Origin of the sequence: Desulfonatronum thiodismutans (assembly GCF_000717475.1) — a bacterium.
GTDB classification, from domain to species: Bacteria; Desulfobacterota; Desulfovibrionia; order Desulfovibrionales; family Desulfonatronaceae; genus Desulfonatronum; species Desulfonatronum thiodismutans.
In genome coordinates this window covers 43,383-66,919 of the sequence record NZ_JPIK01000005.1, presented here as the reverse complement: position 1 = coordinate 66,919, position 23,537 = coordinate 43,383, and the positions used below count along the sequence as shown (strand labels likewise).

The following is a 23,537-nucleotide window of genomic DNA, read 5'->3' as shown; positions in this document are numbered from 1 at the left end:
CTCCTTAGCACGCCGCCGCGGTTGCCGGGTTCTGTTCGTGGGCCAAGCCGAACCGGGGTGCCGGGCCGAGCTTGTGAATCTGCTCCGTGAAGGTGGTCACCACCTTCTGCCACCGTTGCCCTTCGGACGCGGAAACCCAGGTGTACTCGAACCGGTCCGGATCGATGCCCATTGTCGGCAAAAGCCTCTTGAAAACTTCCAGCCGACGGCGGGCGTAGAAATTGCCCTCGGCATAGTGGCAATCCCGGGGGTGACAGCCGGATACCAGAACGCCGTCCGCACCGGAGAGCAGCGTCTTGGCCACGAACAGGGGATTGATCCGGCCCGAACAGGGCACGCGGATGATTCGCAGGTCCGTGGGCTGGGAAAACCGCCCCACTCCGGCCGTGTCCGCTCCGCCGTAGGAGCACCAGTTGCACAAAAAGCCAACGATTCGAAGTTCTTTTCCGGCTAGAGCTGACATAAGGCGTTCACCTCGGCGAGAATCTGGTTGTCGGTAAAATGGGAGAGCTGGATCGCGCCCTGGGGACAAGTGGCGGTACACAGGCCGCAGCCCTGACAGACGGTTTCAATAACCTCGGCCTTGGGCTCGCCCCGGAAGTCCACTTCCTTGATCGCGCCAAAGGGACAGACCTGGACGCACTTGCCGCAGCCAACGCACCTCTTGATGTCCACGAAGGATATCATCGGATCGTTTTCCAGCTTGTCCTTGGCGAACAAGGCCAGAACCTTGGCCGCGGCGGCGCTGCCCTGGGCCACGGAGGCCGGGATATCCTTCGGACCCTGGCAGGCTCCGGCCAGGTACACCCCGGCGGTGTTGGTCTCCACGGGCCGCAGCTTGGGGTGGCTCTCCATGAAGAAGCCGTATTTGTCGTAGGAAATGCGCAGCTTTTCCGCCAACTGCGGTGCGCCGACAGAGGCCTCGGCCCCGGCGGCCAGGACCACAAGATCGGCCTCAACTTCCACCTGCGTGCCCATCAGGGTATCCGCGCCACGGACCAGCAGTTTGTCGCCCTTGGGATAGATCATGGAAACCCGGCCCCGGACGTACTGGGTGCCGTATTCCTCCATGGCCCGGCGGGTGAACTCGTCGTACATCTTTCCCGGCGCGCGGATGTCCATGTAAAAGACATAGGAGGTGGAATCCGGGATGTGGTCCTTGGTCAGGATGGCCTGCTTGGCCGTGTACATGCAGCAGAACCCCGAACAGTAGGGCCGGTCCACGCTCTTGTCCCGGGAGCCGACGCACTGCACGAAGACGATGGTCTTGGGTTCCTTGCCGTCGGAAGGCCGCTTGACGTGCCCGCCCGTAGGCCCGGAGGCTGAAAGCAGTCGCTCGTATTGCATCCCGGTGATCACGTCCGGCAGACGTCCGCCGCCATATTCGCCGTACTTGCTGATGTCGAACAGGTCATATCCCGTGGCCGCGACGATGGCCCCGACGCTTTCGCTGACAATCTCTTCCTGTTGATCAAAGACAATGGCCTTGGTCGGACAGACCTTGGCGCAGATTCCGCACTTGCCCTTGGTGAGCTTGATGCAGAATTTCGGGTCGATCACGGCTTTTTTGGGAATGGCCTGGGGAAAGGGGATGTTGATGGCCGTGGTCGTGCCCACCTGTTCGTTAAAGCGATCCTTGGATTTTTTGCTCGGACACTTCTCCATGCACAGACCGCATCCGGTGCACAATTCCCAGTTCACGTAGGGGGCCTTGCGCTTGATCTTGACCTCGAAGTTGCCCACGTAGCCCGAGATCTCCTCCACCTCGGACATGGCGTAAAGCTTGATCTTGGAATGCTGGGCCACGTCCACCATCTTCGGGCCGAGGATGCAGCTGCTGCAGTCCACGGTGGGAAAGGTCTTGTCCAGCTTGGCCATCTTGCCGCCAATGGTAGATTCGCGCTCCACCAGGACCACTTCCCGGTCCCCGTCGGCACAGTCCAGGGCGGCCTGAATCCCGGCCACGCCGCCGCCGATGACCATAACCCGCTTGTTGATGTCGAACTGCTTGGCGAACAGGGGCTGGTCCTGGCGCAGCTTTTCCACGGCGATGCCGGTCAGCTCGATGGCCTTGTTGGTGTTCGCTTCCTTGTCCTTGCCGATCCAGGAGACGTGCTCGCGGATGTTGGCCATCTCGAACATAAACCGGTTCAGCCCTGCCCGTTCCACGGTGCGCCGGAACGTGGGCTCGTGCATCCTGGGCGTGCAGGAGGACACCACCACGCCGTCGAGTTGGTTGTCCTTGATGGCCTGGATGATTCCGTCCTGTCCCGGCTCGGAACAGGCGTACATGGTATCCGACGTGAAAACCACGTCGGGAAAGGCGCGAGCGGCCTCGGCGACCTTGGCCGCGTCCACCGTTCCACCGATATTGCTGCCGCAATGACAGATGAAAACTCCGATCTTCATGAACGTTCCTCCAGCTTCGCCCTACGCTCCAGCTGAGTGTTGAAAAAACCGTATCTTGCTGTTCGTTCAAAAATCCCAAGTCCAACGGACAACTAGGCGGCCTTGGCCTTGAGGGTTTGCTTGTCGGCCTCGCTTTTGGCTTCCCGCTCCCGCTTCTCGGCTTGTGCCGCGTACATGGCATCAAGAGCCAGCCGGGGATTGACGCAGAGCTTGGACAATCCCAGTTCGCTCTGCGGAATACCCAGGGCCAGACCAAGCAACTGCGTATAGTAGAACACGGGCAGCTGAAATTTGCGCCCCATGGCCGCGGAGGCCTGTCCCTGACGCAGATCCAAATTCATCTGACACAGCGGGCAGGCCGTGACCACGGCATGGGCGCCGAGGCCCGCGGCCGCCTCCAGCAGCTTGCCGGAAAGCTTGGCCACGATGTCCTTACGCGGAATGCCGAAAGAGGCGCCGCAGCACTCTACTTTCAATGGGAACGGCAAAACTTCCGCGCCGAGAGCGGCCATGAGCTTGTCCATGGCGGTTGGATTCTCATGGTCGTCAAACTGCATTACCTCCGGAGGGCGGTTCATGATGCACCCGTAGTACGGGGCGAGCTTCAGCCCGGCCAGGGGTTTGTTCGGGAGCATTTCAGCCACGGCATCGGACCCCACGTCCTCGGCCAGGACCTGCAATACCGACTTCACCGGGGTGGAGCGGTCCACGGGCTTGTCCAGGAGCTTATTCACTTGAAGGCGAAACTCCCGGTCGCTCATCCGGTGCACCGCGGCCTTCAGATTGGTCAGACAGCTCGGGCAAGGCGTGATCACCGCGGCCGCGTCCATATCCTCGGCCAGGGCCAGGTTCCGGGCCGCCAAGGCCGAGGAAAGCAGGTGATCCACGGTATGCGCCGGGGTGGAGCCGCAACAGCTCCAATCCGGAATGTCCACGAGATTCACGCCCAGGGCGCGACAAACCGCCCGGGTGGAGGAGTCGTACTCCTGGGAGGTGCCCTGTCCGGAACAACCGGGATAATAGGCGTATTTGGTCATTGCTGCGTCTCCCTGAAGCGTTTGAAAATCTCGGCGACCTTGTCCTTGCCTTGAATTTCATGGGGTTTGAAGGAGAGCTTGCCTTTGGGCAGGATTTTCGGACCAAGATCCATGTCCGTCCAGAACCGACCGGTCTTGGCCACGTACGTCGCCAGCAGGCCCATCTCGAAGACGCGGCCATGCTTTTCCACGGAATCCAGAAACGTGTCCCAGAACGTCTTTACGTTCTTCTCCGTGGCGTAGCCTTCGCGTCGGGCCATGTGCCGGAGCACGTCCATGATCCGAGCCACGTCGATTTCGTTGGGACAGCGAGTTGTGCAGGATTCGCAGGTGGCGCACAGCCAGATGGACTTGCAGGACAGCAGGCGCACTTTCTGACCGGCTTGCAGCAGACGCATCACCTGGCTGACCGGAATGTCGTAGGCAAAGGTGTATGGACACCCGGCGGTACAGTTGCCGCACTGGTAGCAGAGCCGGACTTTTTGTTCGCTCTCCGCTTCGACCTGGGCTATGAATTCGTGATCGCACGAAGCATGAATGTCGACGACTTCCATGTGTTCTCGGCTCCTTGGAGGGAGGGTTGGCGGGGGAATCAGAGGAAAAGGAGATCAGACCCTTGAAAGCAAGTCAGGTAGCGTACCCGAACAAACTTCGTCAACGACCGGACCTCCTCGAGATCTGATTTAGGTTCATGGTTCAATGGTTCACGGTTCAATCAAGCCATTCAAGTCATGCTGACGATGGCGGAATATTTCAGTTGTCCGGCAATTTTCATGTCAACCGTTGAACCGTGAAAACCCTAAAAACCAGGAAGGCCGAGCCAACGGCCCGACCTTCCCGACCAAACCATAAAAGCGAGTCTTACAGCGCGGCCTCGAAGATGGCGGCCACGTCGGCGTCCTTGGGGCACCGGGGGTTGGTGAACCCGCAGGCGTCCTTCTGGGCATTGCCGGTCATCACGGCGATGTCTTCCTTCTTTACCTTCTTTCCGTAACGCTTGCCCAGTTCGACCAGGCCGGAGGGGATGCCCACGTCGGCGGAAAGCTCCCTGATGGCGTCCAGAGCCTTTTCCGCCGCGGCGCGCGGGCTCAGGCCCTCGATGTTCTCGCCCATCAACTGCGCCATCTTGGCGAAACGCTCTACCTTGGCGATCAGGTTGAACTTCTCCACGTGGGGCAACAGGATGGCGTTGCACTCGCCGTGGGGCAGGTCGTAGAAGCCACCCAACTGGTGAGCCATGGCGTGCACGTGGCCCAGGCTGGCGTTGTTAAAGGCCATGCCGGCCAGGTACTGGGCGTAGCACATGCCTTCGCGGGCATTGATGTCCTGACCGTTGGCCACGGCGGGACGCAGGTGCTGGAAGATCAGTTCGATGGCCTTTTCGGCGCAGGCGTCGGTCATCGGGGTGGCGATGGTGGAAACGTAGGCTTCCACGGCGTGGGTCAGGGCGTCCATGCCGGTGGCGGCGGTCAGCGCCGGGGGCATGCCCATCATCAGCAGCGGATCGTCAACGGCCACGCCCGGGGTGACGCGCCAGTCCACGATGGCCATCTTCACCTTGCGGGACGTGTCGGTGATGATGCAGAAGCGGGTCATTTCGGAAGCCGTGCCGGCGGTGGTGTTCACGGCGACATACGGAGGCATGGGCTTGGTGGACTTGTCCACGCCCTCAAAATCGTGAATCTTGCCACCGTTGGCGATGACCAGGCCGACGCCCTTGCCGCAGTCGTGGGAGCTGCCGCCGCCCAGGGTGATCAGGCTGTCGCACTTGTTTTTCTTGTAGACTTCCACGCCGGCATGGACGTTGTCGTCCGTGGGGTTGGGGATGGTCTCGTCGTAGACCACGCAGTCCATCTTGGCGTCCTTGAGCAGCTTCACGATCTGGTCGGTCATCCCGATTCCGGTGATGCCCTTGTCGGTGACCAGCAGGGGCTTCTTGCCGCCCAAGGCCTTGATCTTGGCGGGGATTTCCTTGTGGGCGCCGATGCCGATCAACGTCACGCTGGGAATGAAAAATCCATAAACTTGTTCACGTACGGCCATAATGCTAACCATCCTTTTGGTTAAAGGGGAGAAGAAACACAACATTCACTCTTGCTTTCCGCTGCAGCGACTGTTGGCTCCCCTACAGCAACTTCCGGGCCATACAGAAAAATCCAGTAAATTCACATGGGTCGTTCATACCCCCGCGCCAAGCCCGGCCCCAAGGGGACACTTTGGAGGGCGCGCCGGGGGTCAACCCACCGTTTTCAGAGGCAAACCGCTCGTCCAAAGCAGGCAATAGCTTTCTTTCTCGGACGGTTAAAAGCCGTGTATCACCTTGACACGGAACAAACCGCCTCTTGGGTCAAAAAGACACGCAACCAGACCCGTCAGTTCAGTTCGTATTCCTTTATCTTGCGGTAGAGGGTTTTCCGGCCAATGCCCATGGCCTTGGCCGCTTGCTGCCGGTTGCCCTCGAAATGGTTCAAAACCCGCGTAATGTGCTCTCGTTCCATGACCCGCAGAGAAAAGAGCCCATCGGCGTCCTCCCCTTCCGCCAGATGCGGCGACTGATCCACCAGTTCCCGGGGCAAGGCCCGGTCCGAAATAATCCCCTCGTCGGCCAGAATCATGCTCCGCTCCAATACGTTGCGCAGTTCGCGCACGTTGCCGGGCCAGGAATAGTTCAGCAGACAGTGCATGGCCTTGTCCGTAATCCGGTAGCGGGTCGGCGTGGTTGGCAAACTGGCCAGGAAATGCTCCACCAGCAGGGGAATGTCTTCCTTGCGCTCCCGTAGGGGCGGCGTATGGATGTTGAACACGTTGATCCGGTGCAACAGGGCCTCCTGAAATCGGCCCTCCTCCACCTCGGTGAACAGGTTGCGGCTGGTGGCGAAGATGAACCGGATGTCGATGGTTCGCTCCTCTTTTTCCCCCACCCGGCGATAGGTCTTGTTCTCCAGGACCCGCAACAGCGAGGCCTGGACCTCGATGGGCAGTTCGCCGATTTCGTCCAGGAACAGCGTGCCCTTGTGGGCGAAGGCCATCAGCCCCTCTCGGGACTCCGTGGCCCCGGTGAAGGAACCTTTAACGTGGCCGAACAGCTCGCTCCGGGCCAGCTCTTTGACCAGGGCCGCGCAGTTTTTAATGATAAACGGCTTGTCCGCCCGCTTGCTGCCGGAATGGATGACCTGGGCCGCCACATCCTTGCCCACCCCGCTTTCCCCGGTCAGCAGGACCGGAACGTCCGTGGGCGCGGCCCGGCTCGCCAGGTAACGGACCTGTTTGATGCTTTCCGAGTTGCCCACCATCCGGTGCGCCCGTTGACTGACCGACGACAACCTGTAGCCGCGGTTTTCCCGTTGCATGCAGGCCCGTTGCCAAGCCCGCTCAATGACCAGTTCCAGCTTGTCCAGATTGAAGGGCTTGGTGATGTAGTCGTAGGCCCCCATTTTCATGGCTTGGACCGCGCTGTCGATGTTCCCGTGGCCGGTGATCAGGATGATTTCCACATCCTGGAGCCGTTCCTTGAACTCGGTGAATAAATCCAGCCCGTCCGCGTCCGGCAGGCGGATGTCCAGGATCACCACGTCGTAGAGGTTGCGCCGGGTCAACTGCCGCGCCTGGGCCGCGGAAGGCGCGACGTGAATGGTCCGCTCCGGACGGGAGAACTCCTTCTGAAACAGCTTGAGGATGGATTCCTCGTCGTCAACGACGAGGACTGAATAGTGCTCGCTCACGAGATCCTTCATTCGCGTTCAATGGGAGGCAGACGGTAAATCGGGACCCTTTGCCCACCTCGCTGGTGACGGAGATATCCCCGCCGTGCTCCTGGACGATATTGTAGCAGGAGGCCAGTCCGATCCCGATTCCCTTGCCCACGGCCTTGGTAGTGAAAAAGGGCTCGAACATCTTATCCAAATTTTCCGGAGGAATGCCACAGCCGGTGTCCTCGACGCAGAGGCAAACCTCCGCCTCGCCCACGAAACGGGTCCGAATCTGGATGGTCCCCTCGCCCTGGATGGCATCCAAGGCGTTGACCAACAGGTTCAGGATCACCTGCTTGAGCTGGGACTCATCCCCGTAGATCAGCGGGAGTTCATCGGCCAGCCGCAGCTGGATCTTCAACCCCTCGCGCTTACGCAGATGATGGTCCACCAGGCGCAGGGTGTCCGTGACGATCATATTCAGGGCCAGAGGGTAAAAAGCGGCGGAAACCGGGCGACTAAAGGTCAACAGGGTCTGGATGATTTTCTGACAGCGATGACATTCCTTGAGAATGATGTCCGTATACTCGCGAAAGTCCTGGGCCAACTCCGGGTCCACCTCTCCCTCGATCCGAGGCAGCCTCCGCTGCAGGCCCTCGGCAAAGCCGCGAATGGCCGCCATGGGGTTGTTCACCTCGTGGGCCACGCCGGCGGCCAGCATGCCCATGGTGGCCATCTTTTCCACCTGGTAATACTTGGCCTGATATTCCTTCTCCAAGGTCACATCGCGCTTGAATATCAGCACCCGGTGTTCCGGCCACTCTGGATTTTTCAGCGGCGAAGCGACCATCTCGAATTGCAGATTGCGGCCCTTGAGTTTGAAGATTGCCGTGTCCCGGCAGACGGAGTTGGTGGCCAGGGAACGAAACGCCGGACATTCCGGGCAGGGGTGATCCTCATGGCGAAAGAGTTCGTAGCAGAACTTTCCCTCGGGATGGGGATCATCAAACAAGTGCCGAAAAACGTGATTGACCGAGATGATCCGAAGGTTCTCGGACAAGACCATCATCACGTCCGTGATCCCGTCCAGAATCGCCGCGATTTCTCGGCGCTGCTCCTCGGAACGCTTGTTGGACTCCTTGAGTTCCTCCACCTTCTGGCGCAGTTCCTGAAAAAAGCCGAGCTTGCTGTGCTCGATGCCGATCAGGTCCTGCAGGTCCGTAGGTTGGACCATCACCATGCCTCCCTGCAAATGGCCAAGAGGTCCTCCCAGTCGGCCTTGCGGGGGTTGGTCAACATGCAGGCGTCGTGCACGGCCATTCGGCAGATTTGCTCCAGCTTGGAGGCATCGGGCACGATGTCCCTCATCCGGTGCGGCACGTCCAGCCGGGCAAAAAGCTCCTCCAATTGGGAGATGCCTTCCTCTCCCTGGCTCGGAGAGCAACTTTCCACCCCTCCTTGAATGATCCGCCCGATGGTGCACATCTTTTCCGGACAGGCCGGAAGATTGTAGCGCATCACCGCCGGCAGCACGATGGGATGCACCAAGCCGTGCAAAGTGTCGAAGATTCCGCCCAGAGAGTGCGCCAGGGCGTGGCCGATGCCCAACCCGGCGTTGCTGAAGGACATCCCCGCGGCGGTGCTGGCGATGGAGAGCTGCTCCATGACTTGCGGCGTGCGGTTTTCCAGGGCTGGTTGAAGGTTCTTGGCGATCAATTCGATGGCTTTTAAGGCTTGGTTTTCCGTGAAGGGCGAAGCCAGGGGCGAGACGAAGGATTCGATGGCATGGGCCAGGGCGTCGATGGCCGATGAAACGACCAGTTGATTGCCCTTGGTCATCAGCAAATTCGGGTCGATGATGGAGACGTTGGGTACCAGGGACCGGCTGATGATGGACATCTTCACCTGCCGCTCCACGTCCGTGATGATGCAGAATTGGGAAATATCCGAACCGCTGCCGGCGTTGGTGGGGATGAAAATCATCGGCGGCAGGGGCCGCATGATCCGGTTCGCTCCCTCATAGTCCGCGATCCGCCCGCCGTTGCCTACGATGGTCCCCACGCCCTTGGCCGTGTCCATGGGACTGCCCCCGCCCAGGGCGATGATCACGTCCGCCTTTTCCAGGGTGTACAGGTCCGCGCCTTCATGGACCTGATAGTCCCGGGGATTGGAGTTGACCTTGTCGAAGAGGAGAAAGTCCAACCCATCGCCCCGCAGAATATCCATCACGTGCCCAGCCCACCCGGAATCGATCAGCCCCTGGTCCGTAACCAACAAAGCCCGCTTCGCCCCCAGTCGGCGCGAGCATTGAGCCAGATAGCCGATGCTGCCCTGGCCGAAGATGATTTCCGGAATGGCGAACTTGGTTACGCGATGGTCGGACATGGTGGCGAGTGGGTTCAACGGTTCAGCGGTTCCCGGTCCTGGGTTCGAAATCCGGCAGTCCGTTCAAAAACCCCAAGTGCAAGGAGCAAAAAAAGTTCAAGATCGAAGCGTATTTCTTCATACGTGAGAGTTTGAACTTTTTGCGGCGACGCGGCAATTGGGAGTTTTTCAACGGACTGCTACACGGCGATCATGGAGTAGAGCACGCCCAACAGCCCAATGCCCGCCAGGATGAAGACCGGGACGCGGGGCATTTGGCCGTCGCTTTCCATGGCCCGACCGAACATGAAAAAGACCAGGGGGTGGACCAAAAACGGCATGGAGAAGATGAAGGGAATCAGCAGAGACGCCTCTTCACCGAACATTCCGCCCTGGGTGGCGGCGAAAAGTCCGAAGTGGGAAATCCCCGAGGAGACGGACATGGCCGTAAAGCCCAAGGGCATGCCGACAACGCTGAGCAGCACGAATCCTCCGAACACCGCGCACAATTGCCAGCCGAAGGAAAACTGCATCAGTCCCTTGACCTCGTTGGCGTCCTTGCCGTCGGCCTTGCTCATGGTCTTCAGGGAGAAGACGGTCAAGATCACTCCGGCCAGGACGATCAACAGGGAGGGCCACATCATCAGGCTGCCCTGCTGGGCGCTCATGGCCAGGACGGAAAAGACAAAGATGTGTCCGAAAAACGGAACGTTGATCATGATCGGCGCCCGATAGGCCGCTGTTTTGCCCAGGTCTCCGGCCGTGCAGGCCCCGGTCAGCCCGGAGTGGGACAACGCCCCGGCCATGCCCGGCGCCAGGTTCCGGGCGTGCTCGGTCTTGCCGAAAAGCATCAACAAAGCGATGCCGCCGAACATCCAGAACATCTGGCCGAAAAAGCCGTAGGCCAGCACGGCGTTCATTCCGGTGATGGCGAAAGCTTCGGTGATCCGCGACCCGCCGATCATGAAGTTGGCCGCCAAGACCACGGGAATGCCGGCGAAGAGCAAGGCCCGGATCGTCGGCCCGAACCGCCAGCGGTACATCAACGCCCCCAGCCCGGCGGAAATGATCATGGCGAAGAAGATCTGCGGCAGGGCGATGATCGGCTTGATCCACATGGCAATGGTGTAGGATCCCAAAAGAATACCGAGAATAGCCACCATTTCCACGATGCCCATCTTGATGTACAGTCGCTTGTTGGCAACCTGGGCCTTATGGTCGATCATGATCACCGCGCCCACCAAGCCAAGGTAGGCGATCAGCGGATAGAACCGGCTCAGGTCCGAAAAACTCAGGCCAAGTGTCAGCCGGTACAAGGCCTCGATCCCGATGAGCAGAAAAAAGGCCCGGACAATAAAGATCAATTGCGTCCGCCCCGTTCCCACGAAGGTTTCTTCCTTGGACGGAGTCACCATGTCGTCCGGATCCAGCTCGATGCCGCCCAGAATCTTGCGCAGCTCCTGGCCGCCCACGAAAAAGGAGACGGTCAGAGCCACGATGGTCGCCCTGCTGATCAGATCGATCAGCGAGAACTGGGGCAGCCCTGGAGTGGAAACTCCGCTGGCCACCAGGACGTAGCCCATGGTCAGACCGAAAATGACGATGATCAGAATCGGCGAATACCGCGTTCCGGCCACGGCCGTCCTGGCCACCAGAACCATGGGGATGAGTAAAAACAAGGACAACAGGAACTGGTTCAGGATCTGTAGATTGGCGACCTGATCAAGTACGGTGGCGACTTCCATAAGCGGGAACCTCCTGAAACATAACGGGCAAGGAGCTAAGATGACGGGACGTTACACGGCTCAAGCACGGAAACGAGTTCGCAAGAATAGTCGTATTGACCGATGCTGGCAATGACTAGGACGCGAGCGCGCCATACCCTCCCTGTCCGCCCAGTACGTTGACACGGGTCATGCCTTGTGCTTTTTCCAGAGAAAATTGATTCGAGGAAGCACGTCTCGCGAGCCCGCCATGAACATGAAATCCCTCACTGAAGCGGAGCCCCGCGGATGGCATTCGCGCGGATACCTGCTGCATTTCGACTCCAATGACGTGGTTCAGCATGTCACTTTTCATCTCGCCGAGATGTCTGCCGAAGGAAACCGTCGAGCGTCTACCGGCGAAAAATCAGCAACTGGATCCGAGTCGGCGCGACATCGAAAACCGCCGGACTCGCAACCCGTCCCGAAGACTGCCCCTGGAGCAGCGCCGGGAACGCAATACCTGGGAACGCGGGGCTCCGTACCCGCTCTTCAAAACCCGCGAGTGCAGAGCCTCGCGATCCCAGCAAAGGCCACCCATGGCCTCCGCAACCTTGTCCGCTGAACGCGACAACACATTAATTTCTTTAAAGGAACAACGCATTTGACCCATATCAATCAGGTGGCCGCGCAGCTCGGCCTGACGACGCGACAGGTTCAGGCCGTGGCGGATTTGCTCCGGGAAGGCTCCACCGAGGTGTTCATCGCCCGGTACCGTAAGGAGGCCACGGGTTCCCTGGACGAGGTGGTCGTGCGCAAGGTGCGCGACGGGCTGGAGGCGTTGGCTGAGTTGGACAAGCGTCGGGCGGCCATGCTGGCCTCCCTGGAGGAACGGGAGCTGTTGTCCGAGGCCTTGCGCGCCGCCCTGGAGGGGGCCCGGTCCCTGACCGAACTGGAGGACGTCTATCTTCCCCATCGGCCCAAGCGGCGCACCCGGGCGATGATGGCCGTGGAGAAGGGGCTGGAACCCCTGGCCGACCTGCTCATGGAACAGCGGGCCGCGGACCCGGTTGTTGCCGCGTCCTCTTTTGTCGATCCGCCCAGGGGCGTGGAAACAACGGAACAGGCCCTGGCCGGGGCCAGGGATATCCTGGCTGAGCGCATTTCCGAGGATGCCGGGGCCAGAGCCGCGATGCGCGCCCTGTTCACGACCAAGGCCCGGCTGCGGTCCCGTCCGGCCAGGGGCGCGGCCAAGATCGACCCGGCCGTGGCGGCCAAGTTCAGGGATTGGAACGACTGGGAGGAGCCCGCGGCAACCGCTCCCGGCCATCGGATTCTGGCCCTGTTCCGGGGCGAACGGGAGGCTGTTCTTTCCGTGGAGGTGCGTCCGGACGAGGTGTTGGCCGCGGCCGAGCTGGAACGCCGCTTCGTGCGCGGAGGGGGAGCCTGCGCACGGCAGGTGCGCCTGGCTGTTCAGGACGGATACCGGCGACTGCTCGCGCCGTCCATGGAGACGGAACTGCGGGCGAACCTGAAAACCCGGGCTGATGCGGAGGCGATCGGCGTGTTTTCCGCGAACCTGCGCGAGCTGCTCCTGTCCCCGCCCCTGGGCCGCAAGCGGACCATGGCCCTGGACCCGGGATTTCGCACCGGGGCCAAGCTGGCCTGTCTGGACGAGCAGGGCGGGCTGCTGCATCACGAGACCGTTTTCGTGGTCGGGTCGGAACGGCAGGCAGCGGAATCAGCGCGGTGCATCCGGGAGTTGGTGGAGCGGTTCGCCGTCCAGGCCGTGGCCGTGGGCAACGGCACCGCCGGGCGGGAGACAGAGGCTTTTGTCCGCTCTCTGGGACTGCAAGGCGTCTTCGTGGTCATGGTCAACGAATCCGGGGCCTCGGTGTATTCCGGCTCGGACATCGCCCGGGAGGAGTTTCCGGACCTGGACCTGACCGTGCGCGGGGCCGTGTCCATCGGGCGGCGGTTGATGGACCCCCTGGCCGAGCTGGTCAAGATCGATCCCAAGGCCATCGGCGTGGGCCAATACCAGCACGACGTGGACCAGGCGGCGTTGAAACGGGCCCTGGACGATACCGTCGTCAGTTGCGTCAACGCGGTGGGCGTGGAGCTGAACACGGCCAGCGCCGCCCTGTTGTCCTTTGTTTCCGGGCTGGGGCCGGCCCTGGCCAGGAACATCGTGGCCTGGAGAGATGAAAACGGAGCATTTGGCTCCAGGCGGGACCTGCTCCGGGTGAAGCGGCTCGGCCCCAAGGCCTTTGAGCAGGCCGCCGGCTTCCTGCGCATCCGGGACGCGGACAATCCCCTGGACGCCTCGGGCATCCATCCCGAGCGGTACGGCCTAGTGGAGCGCATGGCCCGTGACATGGGCGTCGGGGTGCGCGAACTGATACGGGATGGCCGAACCAGGGCGGGGATTGATCCGCATCGCTATCTGTCCGAAGAGGCGGGGCTGCCCACGCTGACCGACATCCTGGCCGAACTGGACCGCCCCGGTCGGGACCCCCGGCCGACCTTTGAACACTTTGCCTTTGCCGAGGGCATGCATCGTCCGGAAGACCTCTCCCCGGGCATGGTCCTGCCGGGCATCGTGACCAACGTGACCCGGTTCGGGGCCTTCGTGGACGTGGGCGTGCACCAGGACGGGCTGGTCCATGTCAGCCAGATGGCGGACCGCTTCGTGCGCGATCCCGCGGAAGTGGTCCGCACAGGCCAGCACGTCCGGGCCCGGGTCCTGGAAGTGGACCTGGAGCGTCGCCGGATTTCTCTTTCCTTGAAAGGGGTGGTTCACGGGGGCTAAAAAAATGGCGGACACTTTTTAGCCGCCATAATCGCCCCAGGATGGGGACTGGACGAGGGTCAGGTCTTTTTTTGCGTTTCCGGCAACCCCCTGCCATGGTTCCGTGAGCAACGCCAAACGGCTTGTGTCAAAACCCCATCCAAACATCAAGAAAACGCCGATTTGTCCCTGGCAAAGTTTTCTTGCCTGAAGGTCTTGCCGGGCCTATGGAACCCACCGGGAAGGTTCGCGAAACGGACCGACAATTTCCACAAGGAGCATCCGCCGCATGCGCATCGTGATCATCGGGGCCGGGGAGATCGGGTTTCACGTGGCTCAGCGTCTTTCGCTGGAGCACAAGGACGTGGTGGTCATCGACAAGAGCCCGGAGGCTCTCAGGCGGATCAACGATCATCTGGACGTGCAGACCATTCTGGGGTCCGGGAGCAGCCCGGTGCTTCTGGAGCAGGCCGGGATCCAGGAGGCCAAGCTGCTGCTGGCGGTCACGGACAGCGATGAAACCAACCTCACGGCCTGCCTGTTCGCCCGATCCCTGGCCCCGGAACTGACCAAGCTGGCCCGGATCCGCAACCAGGAGTACCTGCACTACAAATCCACCCTGACTCGGGAAATCCTGAACATCGCCCACGTGATCAATCCGGATCAGGAAGTGGTCCTGGCTCTGGAACGGATGCTGGAGATTCCCGGAGCCATGGAGGTCAACCACTTTGCCGGGGGCCGGGTCAAACTGATCGGGGTGCGGGTCTGTCCGGACAGCCCGTTGATCGGCGTGCGGCTGATGGACATCCCGGACCGCTACCGGGACGACCGGTTCATCGTCGCGGCCATCGTCCGCGACGAGAGACTGCTGATCCCCACCGGGCCGGACGCCTTGCGCAGGGAAGACGTGGTCTACTTCATCTGCGGCGGCGACCGGGTCGAACGCGTCCTGCCCCTGTTTTCCCCTTGCACGACAAAGATCCGCAACGCCATGATCGTCGGCGGAGGCAGCGTGGGGCTCTTGGCCGCCAAAGCCCTGGAACGCAAAGGCCTGTCCGTCAAGCTCATCGAACGCGACCCGCAACGCTGTGAAAAGCTGGCCGGGGAACTGGACAAGACCATCGTGCTCCACGGCGACGGCTCGGACGGGGATCTGCTTCAGGAGGAGGGCATCCGGGAAATCGACGCCTTCATCGCCCTGACCGGCGGCGAAGAGACCAACGTCCTGCTTTCCCTGCTGGCCAAACGGCTGGGCGCGGCCAAAACCATCACCAGGATCAACAAGTTCGCCTACATTCCCCTGGTCCGGGCCATCGGCCTGGAAAACGTGATCAGTCCCCGGATTTCCGCGGTCCACACCATTTTTCGCCATGTCCGCCGAGGCAAGGTCATTTCCTCGGTCTTCATCCGCGGCGAGGAGGCCGAGGCCCTGGAAGCCGTGGCCCAGGAGAAGTCGCCCATCGTGCACAAGCCGATCAAGGATCTGCGGTTTCCCAAGGGCGCGCTGATCCTCTGCGTGATTCGCGGCGAAGAGGTGATCATTCCGGACGGGGACAGCGTGATCCGGCCCGGCGACAGAATCGTGATCCTCTCCATCCGGGCGAACATCTCCAAGGTGGAACGGGCATTGGCCGTCAAACTGGAATACATCTGATCCACGACGCGAGGCGACTTCATGCACTGGCGAGGCATCTTCTCCTACACCGGCGCGATCATCGCCGCCGTGGGTCTGCTTATGATTCCGGCCCTGGCCTGTTCGTTGTATTACGGAGACGCGGGCGTCACGCCCCTGCTGTTCTCCATGGTCTCGGTCAGCCTCGGGGGGGGAGCCCTGTACCTGGTTTGGCGCAAGCACGCCCCGGAAATCGTGACCAGCCGGGAGGCCATGGCCGTGGTGGCCCTGTGCTGGGTCAGCGCCGGGCTGGTCGGGGCCCTGCCCTTTTATCTCGGCGGAATGTTCGACACCTTCGCGGACGCTTTTTTCGAGTCGGTCTCCGGCTTCACCACCACGGGCTCCTCGGTGCTCACGGACATCGAGGCCGTGGCTCCGGGCCTGCTGTTCTGGCGGAGCATGACCCAGTGGATCGGCGGCATGGGCATCATCGTGCTGTCCGTTGCCGTCCTGCCTATTCTCGGGGTGGGCGGCATGCATCTCTACCGGGCCGAATTTTCCGGGGGCAGACAGGACCGGATCAAGCCACGGGTCCGGGCCGCGGCCTTGTCCCTGTGGAAGGTCTACCTGCTGTTTTCCACCGTGCTGGTGGTTCTGTTGCTGCTGGGCGGGATGAACCTCTTTGACGCCCTGTGCCATATGTTCGCCACCATTGCCACGGGCGGCTACTCCACCAAAAACCTGTCCATGGGCCACTACCAGAGCGTCTATCTGCAGTTGGTGGTCACGGTGTTCATGTTCCTGGGCGCGATCAATTTCGCCCTGCACTATCAGGCCCTGCGCGGACGCCCCCTGGCCTTGTGGCGCAATTCCGAGGTCCGGTTTTTCACGCTGCTCGTGCTGGGGACCGTCACCGTGATCGCCCTGACTCTTTGGGCGAACCGGTCGTACGAAACCCTCGGCGAGGCCTTCCTGTACAGCGCCTTCAACCTGGTCTCCATCATCACCACCACCGGCTACGCCACAGCGGACTTCGCCCTCTGGCCGCCTCTGGCAGTGGCCGTCCTTTTCCTGACCATGTTCATCGGCGGATGCGCCGGGTCCACTGCCGGAGGCGTGAAGTGCATGCGGCTTCTTCTGGCGGCCAAACATATGTACAGGGAAGGCTTTCGGGTCATCCATCCCCAGGCCGTGGTCCAGGTCAAGATGAGCGGCAAGCCCGTGGAGGAAAGCGTGATCAGCGGGGTCTGGGGGTTTCTGGGGCTGTTCGCGGCTCTGTACTTGGTTCTGTCCCTGATGCTGGCCGCCATGGGCCTGGACCTGATCACGGCCTTCAGCGCGGCCATCGCGGCCATGGGCAACATCGGCCCGGGCTTCGGCGGCGTGGGCCCGGCGCAGAACTTCGCCCACCTGCCCGCCGCCGCCAAATGGCTGCTCGCCTGGGGCATGCTCCTGGGGCGGCTGGAACTCTACGCCGTGATCATCTTCCTGCTGCCGGCCTTTTGGAAGGCATAGCGATCAAAACCGGCGGACGGCGGAATGCATGAAGGAGGTACTCCTTCACCCACGTACTCCGTTTTCTCAGGCGAGATGCCGCGTGACCTCTTGCGCTGGGACTTTGTTCGGCCCCTTGATCGTGCGTTCCGTGTAGCCCAGGGGAATGACGGCCATGAATTCACCCTCGGGCTCGCCCAGGAACCGACGCACGTCCTCCTTGATCAGGAAGAGTATCCCCAGCCAGACCGAGCCCAAGCCCAGCGAAGTGGCCGCCAGGAGCAGGTTCTGCACCGCCGCGGCGGAGCTTTGGATTTCCATGGTCCGGAAGAAGTCGCGCGCTTCCGAAATGTCCAGCTTGAACAGCTTCTCGCCCCGGGCGATCAGGTTGCCGGTGTTCACCACGGCCACCACGATGGGCGCGCTGGTGATGCTCCGGGCCGCCATGCGCAGCAGGGAGGACGAAGGCTTGGGAAAGTCGGCGGCTCGTTCCGTGGTCAGCCGGGCCAGCTCCATCTTCTTGTCCCCGCGAAGCACGATGAAACGCCAGGATTGCTCGTTATGCGCCGAAGGGGCCTGGTTGGCAGCGGTCAGGACCGCGTGGACGGTTTCGTCGCTGACCTCCCGGTCCGTGAAGAGCCGGATGCTGCGGCGGGCCGCGATGGTACGCAGGGTTTCGTTGTCCAGCATGCAAGGAACCTCTCACTGCTTTGGGTCATTATGGTTCATGGGTGCGGAAACGATAGGCCGGGCGCGGACGCAAAGCAAGATTGGATCTTTTTTTATCTTCCGGATTTGCCCGCTTCATGTTCAGCCTTGCATCCGGGAGTCGACGGATTGATCGCCTGACGCAATGAGCGCGCCTTTGCGCTTGATTTTTGGAACCACTCCTGGCTAGATCATCCCTTCAACGGATTATTCCGGGTTTCCGCCCTTTCAACCGCCCTCACAGGAGTCAGCGCCATGCATCTTGGAAAACAGATCAGACTGGAACGGATTCTGAATCGCGATACCCGGCGGGCCATCATCGTGCCCTTGGATCACGGCGTGACCGTGGGGCCGTTGTCGGGCCTGACCGACATGCGCCGGACCCTGAGCCAGATCGCGGGGGGCGGGGCCAACGCCGTGGTCATGCACAAAGGGTTGGTGCGCTGCGGGCACCGAGGCAGCGGGCCGGACATCGGGCTGATCATTCACCTCTCGGCCAGCACCTCCCTCTCCCCCTTCCCCAACGCAAAGACCCTGGTGGCCTCGGTGGAGGAAGCTCTGCGCCTGGGCGCGGACGGGGTGTCCGTGCACGTCAATCTGGGCGACGAGAACGAGCGGGAGATGCTGGAGGACATGGGCCGGGTCAGCGCCGCCGCGGCCTCCTGGGGCATGCCCATGTTGGCCATGATGTACGCCAGGGGGCCAAAGGTGCCCAACGAGTATGACCCGGAAGTGGTGGCCCATTGCGCCAGGGTGGGCGTGGAGTTGGGCGCGGATCTGGTCAAGGTGCCGTATACAGGGGATATGGACACCTTCCAGCAGGTGGTCGACGCCTGCTGCGTACCCGTGGTCATTGCCGGGGGGCCGAAGATGAACAGTGTTCGCGACGTGCTCCAGGTCGTTTCCGACTCCATCAAGGCTGGAGGAGCCGGACTATCCATAGGCCGGAATATCTTTCAGGCTGAAAATCCGAAATCCCTGCTCAGGGCCATGCACGGCATCGTCCACGACGATCTGAGCGTGGACCAGGCCATGGAGGTGCTGGCCCGTGACGGTTGATCGCCCGAATCCCGATTTTAAAGCCGAGCAGCCCGGTCCGGACCTCCAGGTCGCAACGCCTGTCGGCAAACCCGGGGGCCGGTTGCGCAAGGCTTTTCTTTTTTTATTGGTCGTCCTGCTGCTTGTCGGCGGCGCGGCGGCCTGGGACGCTTACCGATTCCTGCATGTTCCGCCGGAGCAGCCGGGGGAAACCCGCCTGGTGGACATCGTCCCGGGCATGTCCATGGTTCGAATCAGCGGGCTCCTGGAGCGGGAAAACATCGTTTCCAGCGGGCAACGGTTTCGCTTTTACGCGCAGCTCATGGGGCTCGGCGCGTCGGTCCAGGCGGGTGAATTCGAGTTGAACACCGGCTGGACGCCTCGCCAGGTTCTGGGCGTCCTGACCTCCGGCCGGGTCCACCTGCACCGGTTGCGGATCCCCGAGGGCCTGACCTGGTGGCAGACCGGACGGATCGTGGAGGAATCCGGGTTGGCCAGCTTCGAAAACTTCGCCCAGGCCGTATCGGACCCGGAACTGCTGCGCCGGTTCGACATCCCCGCTGACCACGCCGAAGGCTTCCTGTTCCCTGAAACCTATTTTCTTCCTCGGCCTCGAAACCAGGACGCCCGGCCCATCGTGGAAATGATGCTGGAGATGTTCCGAAGGGCCACGGATCAGCACCTCTGGCCAAAAGGCCGTCCCGACCCGGAAACGGTGCGGGACCTGGTAATTCTGGCCTCCTTGGTGGAAAAGGAAACCGGATTGGCCGAGGAGCGCGAACGGGTGGCCGGGGTTTTCGCCAACCGGCTGCGCATCGGCATGCGCCTGCAATGCGACCCCACGACCATCTACGGCCTGGGGCCGGACTTTTCCGGGCCGCTGTTCAGAAGGCACCTGGACGACCCGAGCAATCTCTACAACACCTACATGCACGCGGGGCTGCCGCCGGGGCCCATCGCTTCTCCCGGCCTGGCCTCGCTGCGGGCCGCGCTCCAGCCCGAAGAACACAACCTGATCTACTTCGTTTCCAACAACGACGGCTCGCACACCTTCAGCCGCACCCTGGAGGAGCACAACCGGGCCGTTCGGCAATTTCGCCGCGGCCAGGGCAGATAGCAGTCCATTGAAAACTTCCGACTCTTGCGTCGCCGAAAAAAAAGCCGGACCTTTTGCGAGGCCCGGCTTTTTTTTTGCGCTCAAACGATGCTTATCAATGATCAGAAATAGGACGGTTGGTTCTCGCCGGAACCGCTGCTCTGCTTTTCGGCCTTTTTCAAGGCCTGTTCCACCTTGCTCTTCAACTCGGTCAGGTCCACGGACTTGACCACGTAGAAGTCGGCGGCGATGGATTTCAGGTCGTGTTGGAAGCTATCGTAGGCCGTGCAGAGAATAACCGGAATGGATTGATCCTGGCCGCGAATCTCCTGAAGCAGATCCAAGCCCGAGCGATTGCCCTCCAGCTTGATGTCCAGGACCACCACCTGGGGTTTTTCCCGGGACAGCACCTCCAGAATGTTTTCCGAGCCGTCCGAGGTGACGACGTCGTAGTCCTCCATCTGGAGTTCTTCCTGGTACAACAACCGAATGTGGTGCTCATCGTCGACGACGAGAATTTTTCCTTTAGCCATAGTGCCCTCCTTGGGATAGGACGCATCCAGCTTTCACGGCTTCAGCGATGAAATGCGACGGGGTTGCGGTATGTTCGGCGTATTTTCAATCAGCCATCGTGCTCCCGCCCGACGGCCCTCGTATTCAGCGACCGGAGCCGCCGTGCCGGACGGGAAGACAGGCGTCCGATCAGTCCGAAAACTACCATAAATCTCTTCAACCATACACGGAACGGTCACGACACTCAACCGCGAATATTCGTCTGGGCAGAGCAGATTTGTTCTCGATCCTTACCTGCTATCTGAATCGAAATCCAAGTCGAACGTCATGCCCAAGAAGATGACGTTATCACAGGGTAGTGCATTGCTTTTTCAATATCGATACCGATCCCGATTTCGACATTTGGGGCTCAAGGCCAAGAGTCTTCCAACTTGTCGCCACGGCGACGCGGTTGAGTTTACACGGGTTCACGGATAGACAAAGACGATCTTTTTGTCGAGGTGAGAATATGATTCATGTACGATTGGAACCCCAGGGCCGGGAACTACGGCTGCCCAAGGCCTGCACGGCGCTCAAGCTGCTGCGCGAACTGGGACTGGGCGTCAACTCCGCGCTGGTCATCCGCGACGGCGAGTTGCTCACGCCGGATCGCCGCCTGAACATCGGCGACGAAATCGTCGTCCGGACCGTCGCTTCCCGAGGATGACCCCATGAAATGCCGTAAATGCAAAGCCCTAGCGGCCGTGGCCCTGCCCAGCCACAATACCGCGTTCTGTCCCGACTGCTATCCGGTTTTCGTCCGCTCCCAGGTGGAGCGGGCCATCCATCGCCATAAGATGATCGCCCCGGATGACCGGGTGCTGGTGGCGGTCAGCGGAGGCAAGGACTCCCTGGCCCTGACCTTGCTGCTCCACGAACTCGGCCACGACGTCCACGGGCTGCACGTGGATCTGGACATTCCGGGCTCCTCCACGGACGCCCGGGCGGCTTGCGAAGGCTTTTTCGCCAAGCTGGGTCTGCCGCTTGCGGTCGTCGAGCTGCGCCGGGAGGGGCTGGCCATTCCCCTGGTCAAGTCCCGGATCAAGCGGCCCATTTGTTCGGTCTGCGGCAAGCTCAAGCGCCACTACTTCAACAAGTTCGCCCTGGAAAACGGCTTCTCCGTACTGGCCACGGGCCACAACCTGGACGACGAGGTCAGTCGGCTGTTCGCCAACACCGTGCGCTGGGACGCATCCTATCTCAGCGACCAGGGCCCGGTCCTGCCGGCCGCGGACGGCTTTGCCCGCAAGGTCAAGCCCATGTACCGGCTGACCGAGTTCGAAATCGCCAATTTCAGCTTTCTGCGCGGCATCGACCACGTCATTGCCGGGTGCCCCTACAGCGGCAGGGCCAGCTTTCCGGTCTACAAGAACCTTTGGTCCAACCTGGAAGAACGCATGCATGGGGCCAAGGTCCAGTTTTACGAGAACTTCCTGCGCGACGGACGCCCGGTTTTCGCCGCCTGGGCCGAGCACCGGGAGGACCCGCTCTCGCCCTGCACTGTTTGCGGTTATCCCACCTCCGCGGAGGTCTGCGGAGTTTGCCGGATCAGGACCATGGTCGCCGCCGAATCCGATACGCCGGGTACCTGAGCGGAACACCATGAACGCTTCGGCTCTGCCCGCCCTCCTGGCCCGAATTCATCTGCCGGACATGGCGTTGGTCAGACAACGACTGGAAAACGAAACCCTGGACGACGTGCCCCGTACCGTGGCCGAAGAGGCCGCGCGCATCGGCCTGGAACGATGTGTCCGACCCGGGCAGAGCGTGGCCATTGCCGTGGGCAGCCGGGGCATCGACCGTCTGGCCCATGTGGCCCGAAGCCTGTGCGACCTGTTTCGCGGCCTGGGGGCCCGGCCGTTCATCGTTTCGGCCATGGGCAGCCACGGCGGGGCCACGTCCGAGGGCCAGACCCGAGTCCTGGCCGACCTGGGAATCTCGGAACTGACCATGGACACGCCTTTGCGCATCGGCCTGGGAACAGTCCGCCTGGGCGATTCCGACCTAGGTATGCCCGTGCTCGTAGACGCCCAGGCCGCCGAGGCGGATCACCTGGTGGTCGTGAATCGGATCAAGGCACACACCAAATTCAAGGCCCCGGTGGAAAGCGGGCTGATGAAAATGCTGGCCGTGGGCCTGGGCAACGACGAGGGAGCCCGGCTCCTGCACGGCCTGGCTCCGGTGCATGGGATGTACGCGCTGATCGACGCCGCGGCCCGGGTGATCCTGGAACGCGGCAATCTGCTTTGCGGGGTCGGGTTGGTGGAAAACGGCCTGGGTCGCCTGCATACCCTGCGCCTGCTGCCGCCAAACGAAATTCCAGAGCAGGAGCCGCGGCTTTTGGCCCTGGCCAAGCGCCTGGCACCCAAGCTGCCTTTTGATGAGCTGGACGTGCTCGTGGTGGACGAGATCGGCAAGGACGTCAGCGGCACCGGCATGGACACCAATGTCACCGGCCGCAACCGGGACATCCTGGGCGACTTCACCTCCACGCCATGCATCAAACGCATTTTCGTCCGGGACCTGAGCCCCGGCACAACGGGCAACGCTCTGGGAATCGGATTCGCGGACGTGACCACGGACCGGGTGGCCCGGGCCATGGACCGCGAAAAAACCGCGATCAACGCCCTGACCGGCCTGAGCCCGGAAAAAGCCGCCCTCCCCTTGCACTTACCAACTGACCGCCTGGCTCTGGCCGCGACAATCCACACCCTGGGGGCGGTTTCGCCGGAAGAGCTGCGGATGGTCCGCATCAAAAACACCAAATATCTGGAGCTCCTGCTCGTCTCCTCGGCCCTGCTCGACCACTCGACAACCAGCCTGGAAATTCTCCACCCTCCACGAGGCATGGACTTCATTGGGGAAGATCTGGCCCCGTTTCCCGAGCTAAACGGTTGAGCGACGATTCCCGGACATTCTTCGAAAAATCATGGCCGTTTCGCAATGCATGCCCTCGGACCGTCTTGACGCTTCGATGGCTCCAATTCTTGACCTTTTTGGTTGCTTTTTCCAGCAAGTCGCTGGTAAGCAAAAGCAACCGATTT

At 61.5% G+C, this 23,537-nt stretch carries 19 protein-coding genes; 8 read left to right on the top strand and 11 right to left on the bottom strand.

All coding sequences use genetic code 11. The annotated features are described in order from the left end of the window. Positions 1-4: 4 nt before the first annotated feature. The 9 genes from GY33_RS0103615 to GY33_RS0103570 form a co-directional block, all read right to left on the bottom strand. A complete protein-coding gene (locus GY33_RS0103615; protein WP_031386028.1) occupies positions 5-463 on the bottom strand; it encodes a hydrogenase iron-sulfur subunit in 459 nt (152 codons plus the stop codon). After that, positions 451-2,409 (bottom strand): CoB--CoM heterodisulfide reductase iron-sulfur subunit A family protein, encoded by a 1,959-nt coding sequence (locus tag GY33_RS0103610; RefSeq protein ID WP_031386027.1) that lies wholly within the window; start codon positions 2,407-2,409, stop codon positions 451-453. The genes GY33_RS0103615 and GY33_RS0103610 overlap by 13 nt, the downstream gene beginning before the upstream one ends. Positions 2,410-2,501: 92 nt before the next feature. Next, complete coding sequence (locus GY33_RS0103605; RefSeq protein WP_031386026.1) at positions 2,502-3,446, bottom strand: CoB--CoM heterodisulfide reductase iron-sulfur subunit B family protein; 945 nt, start codon at positions 3,444-3,446, stop codon at positions 2,502-2,504. Further along, positions 3,443-4,000: a 4Fe-4S dicluster domain-containing protein gene (locus GY33_RS0103600; protein ID WP_031386025.1), complete on the bottom strand. Its 558-nt coding sequence runs from the start codon at positions 3,998-4,000 to the stop codon at positions 3,443-3,445. The genes GY33_RS0103605 and GY33_RS0103600 overlap by 4 nt, the downstream gene beginning before the upstream one ends. 307 nt (positions 4,001-4,307) lie before the next feature. Further along, positions 4,308-5,489 carry an iron-containing alcohol dehydrogenase gene (locus GY33_RS0103595; protein WP_031386024.1) on the bottom strand — a complete coding sequence of 394 codons (1,182 nt, stop codon included), beginning with the start codon at positions 5,487-5,489 and terminating at the stop codon, positions 4,308-4,310. A gap of 329 nt (positions 5,490-5,818) precedes the next feature. Then, positions 5,819-7,168, bottom strand: coding sequence for a sigma-54-dependent transcriptional regulator (locus GY33_RS0103590; RefSeq protein ID WP_031386023.1), 1,350 nt, complete (start codon positions 7,166-7,168; stop codon positions 5,819-5,821). Beyond that, entirely contained in the window at positions 7,137-8,369 is a 1,233-nt protein-coding gene (locus tag GY33_RS0103585) for a two-component system sensor histidine kinase NtrB (RefSeq protein WP_031386022.1), read from the bottom strand. Before GY33_RS0103585 ends, GY33_RS0103590 begins: the two co-directional genes overlap by 32 nt. Further along, a complete protein-coding gene (locus tag GY33_RS0103580) occupies positions 8,369-9,520 on the bottom strand; it encodes an iron-containing alcohol dehydrogenase (RefSeq protein WP_031386021.1) in 1,152 nt (383 codons plus the stop codon). The genes GY33_RS0103585 and GY33_RS0103580 overlap by 1 nt, the downstream gene beginning before the upstream one ends. A gap of 179 nt (positions 9,521-9,699) precedes the next feature. Next, positions 9,700-11,244 carry a hypothetical protein gene (locus tag GY33_RS0103570; RefSeq protein WP_031386020.1) on the bottom strand — a complete coding sequence of 515 codons (1,545 nt, stop codon included), beginning with the start codon at positions 11,242-11,244 and terminating at the stop codon, positions 9,700-9,702. Positions 11,245-11,866: 622 nt separating this feature from the next. Between GY33_RS0103570 and GY33_RS0103560 the strand changes: the two genes are divergently transcribed. The 3 genes from GY33_RS0103560 to GY33_RS0103550 all read left to right on the top strand — a co-directional run bounded on the left by GY33_RS0103560 (position 11,867) and on the right by GY33_RS0103550 (position 17,120). Continuing rightward, on the top strand, positions 11,867-14,014 hold the full coding sequence (locus tag GY33_RS0103560) for a Tex family protein (RefSeq protein ID WP_031386018.1): 2,148 nt from the start codon (positions 11,867-11,869) through the stop codon (positions 14,012-14,014). 268 nt (positions 14,015-14,282) lie between these two features. Further along, positions 14,283-15,647 (top strand): Trk system potassium transporter TrkA, encoded by a 1,365-nt coding sequence (gene trkA, locus GY33_RS0103555; RefSeq protein ID WP_031386017.1) that lies wholly within the window; start codon positions 14,283-14,285, stop codon positions 15,645-15,647. A gap of 21 nt (positions 15,648-15,668) precedes the next feature. Continuing rightward, a complete protein-coding gene (locus tag GY33_RS0103550) occupies positions 15,669-17,120 on the top strand; it encodes a TrkH family potassium uptake protein (RefSeq protein WP_031386016.1) in 1,452 nt (483 codons plus the stop codon). 66 nt (positions 17,121-17,186) lie between these two features. On the opposite strand, the gene GY33_RS0103545 is transcribed toward GY33_RS0103550, so the two are convergent. Then, a complete protein-coding gene (locus tag GY33_RS0103545) occupies positions 17,187-17,789 on the bottom strand; it encodes a nitroreductase family protein (RefSeq protein ID WP_031386015.1) in 603 nt (200 codons plus the stop codon). Between the two features lie 273 nt (positions 17,790-18,062). Here GY33_RS0103545 and GY33_RS0103540 point away from each other — a divergent pair, with 273 nt between their 5' ends. Both GY33_RS0103540 and mltG read left to right on the top strand, forming a co-directional pair. After that, on the top strand, positions 18,063-18,866 hold the full coding sequence (locus tag GY33_RS0103540; RefSeq protein WP_031386014.1) for a 2-amino-3,7-dideoxy-D-threo-hept-6-ulosonate synthase: 804 nt from the start codon (positions 18,063-18,065) through the stop codon (positions 18,864-18,866). Next, positions 18,856-19,962 carry an endolytic transglycosylase MltG gene (gene mltG, locus GY33_RS0103535; protein ID WP_235185453.1) on the top strand — a complete coding sequence of 369 codons (1,107 nt, stop codon included), beginning with the start codon at positions 18,856-18,858 and terminating at the stop codon, positions 19,960-19,962. Before GY33_RS0103540 ends, mltG begins: the two co-directional genes overlap by 11 nt. Positions 19,963-20,063: 101 nt before the next feature. Here the strand turns inward: mltG and GY33_RS0103530 are convergent, their stop codons facing one another. Next, positions 20,064-20,474, bottom strand: a complete 411-nt coding sequence (locus GY33_RS0103530) for a response regulator (RefSeq protein WP_031386012.1) — start codon at positions 20,472-20,474, stop codon at positions 20,064-20,066. A 488-nt stretch (positions 20,475-20,962) separates the two neighbouring features. On the opposite strand from GY33_RS0103530, the gene GY33_RS0103525 reads away from it, so the two are divergent. The 3 genes from GY33_RS0103525 to GY33_RS0103515 are packed head-to-tail and all read left to right on the top strand — an operon-like array spanning position 20,963 to position 23,391. After that, the gene (locus tag GY33_RS0103525; RefSeq protein ID WP_031386011.1) at positions 20,963-21,160 is read left to right on the top strand and encodes a ubiquitin family protein; all 198 of its coding nucleotides are present in this window, start codon (positions 20,963-20,965) and stop codon (positions 21,158-21,160) included. A gap of 4 nt (positions 21,161-21,164) precedes the next feature. Continuing rightward, on the top strand, positions 21,165-22,085 hold the full coding sequence (locus GY33_RS0103520) for an ATP-binding protein (protein ID WP_031386010.1): 921 nt from the start codon (positions 21,165-21,167) through the stop codon (positions 22,083-22,085). Between the two features lie 10 nt (positions 22,086-22,095). Further along, complete coding sequence (locus tag GY33_RS0103515; RefSeq protein WP_031386009.1) at positions 22,096-23,391, top strand: nickel pincer cofactor-dependent isomerase, group 22; 1,296 nt, start codon at positions 22,096-22,098, stop codon at positions 23,389-23,391. Positions 23,392-23,537 lie beyond the last annotated feature (146 nt).

What these genes read in the sequence shown, in the direction of transcription:
- GY33_RS0103615 (WP_031386028.1), bottom strand. Translation starts at nt 463, where the DNA reads ATGTCAGCTCTAGCCGGAAAAGAACTTCGAATCGTTGGCTTTTTGTGC.
- GY33_RS0103610 (WP_031386027.1), bottom strand. Translation starts at nt 2,409, where the DNA reads ATGAAGATCGGAGTTTTCATCTGTCATTGCGGCAGCAATATCGGTGGA.
- GY33_RS0103605 (WP_031386026.1), bottom strand. Translation starts at nt 3,446, where the DNA reads ATGACCAAATACGCCTATTATCCCGGTTGTTCCGGACAGGGCACCTCC.
- GY33_RS0103600 (WP_031386025.1), bottom strand. Translation starts at nt 4,000, where the DNA reads ATGGAAGTCGTCGACATTCATGCTTCGTGCGATCACGAATTCATAGCC.
- GY33_RS0103595 (WP_031386024.1), bottom strand. Translation starts at nt 5,489, where the DNA reads ATGGCCGTACGTGAACAAGTTTATGGATTTTTCATTCCCAGCGTGACG.
- GY33_RS0103585 (WP_031386022.1), bottom strand. Translation starts at nt 8,369, where the DNA reads ATGGTCCAACCTACGGACCTGCAGGACCTGATCGGCATCGAGCACAGC.
- GY33_RS0103580 (WP_031386021.1), bottom strand. Translation starts at nt 9,520, where the DNA reads ATGTCCGACCATCGCGTAACCAAGTTCGCCATTCCGGAAATCATCTTC.
- GY33_RS0103570 (WP_031386020.1), bottom strand. Translation starts at nt 11,244, where the DNA reads ATGGAAGTCGCCACCGTACTTGATCAGGTCGCCAATCTACAGATCCTG.
- trkA (WP_031386017.1), top strand. Translation starts at nt 14,283, where the DNA reads ATGCGCATCGTGATCATCGGGGCCGGGGAGATCGGGTTTCACGTGGCT.
- GY33_RS0103550 (WP_031386016.1), top strand. Translation starts at nt 15,669, where the DNA reads ATGCACTGGCGAGGCATCTTCTCCTACACCGGCGCGATCATCGCCGCC.
- GY33_RS0103545 (WP_031386015.1), bottom strand. Translation starts at nt 17,789, where the DNA reads ATGCTGGACAACGAAACCCTGCGTACCATCGCGGCCCGCCGCAGCATC.
- GY33_RS0103540 (WP_031386014.1), top strand. Translation starts at nt 18,063, where the DNA reads ATGCATCTTGGAAAACAGATCAGACTGGAACGGATTCTGAATCGCGAT.
- GY33_RS0103530 (WP_031386012.1), bottom strand. Translation starts at nt 20,474, where the DNA reads ATGGCTAAAGGAAAAATTCTCGTCGTCGACGATGAGCACCACATTCGG.
- GY33_RS0103525 (WP_031386011.1), top strand. Translation starts at nt 20,963, where the DNA reads ATGATTCATGTACGATTGGAACCCCAGGGCCGGGAACTACGGCTGCCC.
- GY33_RS0103520 (WP_031386010.1), top strand. Translation starts at nt 21,165, where the DNA reads ATGAAATGCCGTAAATGCAAAGCCCTAGCGGCCGTGGCCCTGCCCAGC.
- GY33_RS0103515 (WP_031386009.1), top strand. Translation starts at nt 22,096, where the DNA reads ATGAACGCTTCGGCTCTGCCCGCCCTCCTGGCCCGAATTCATCTGCCG.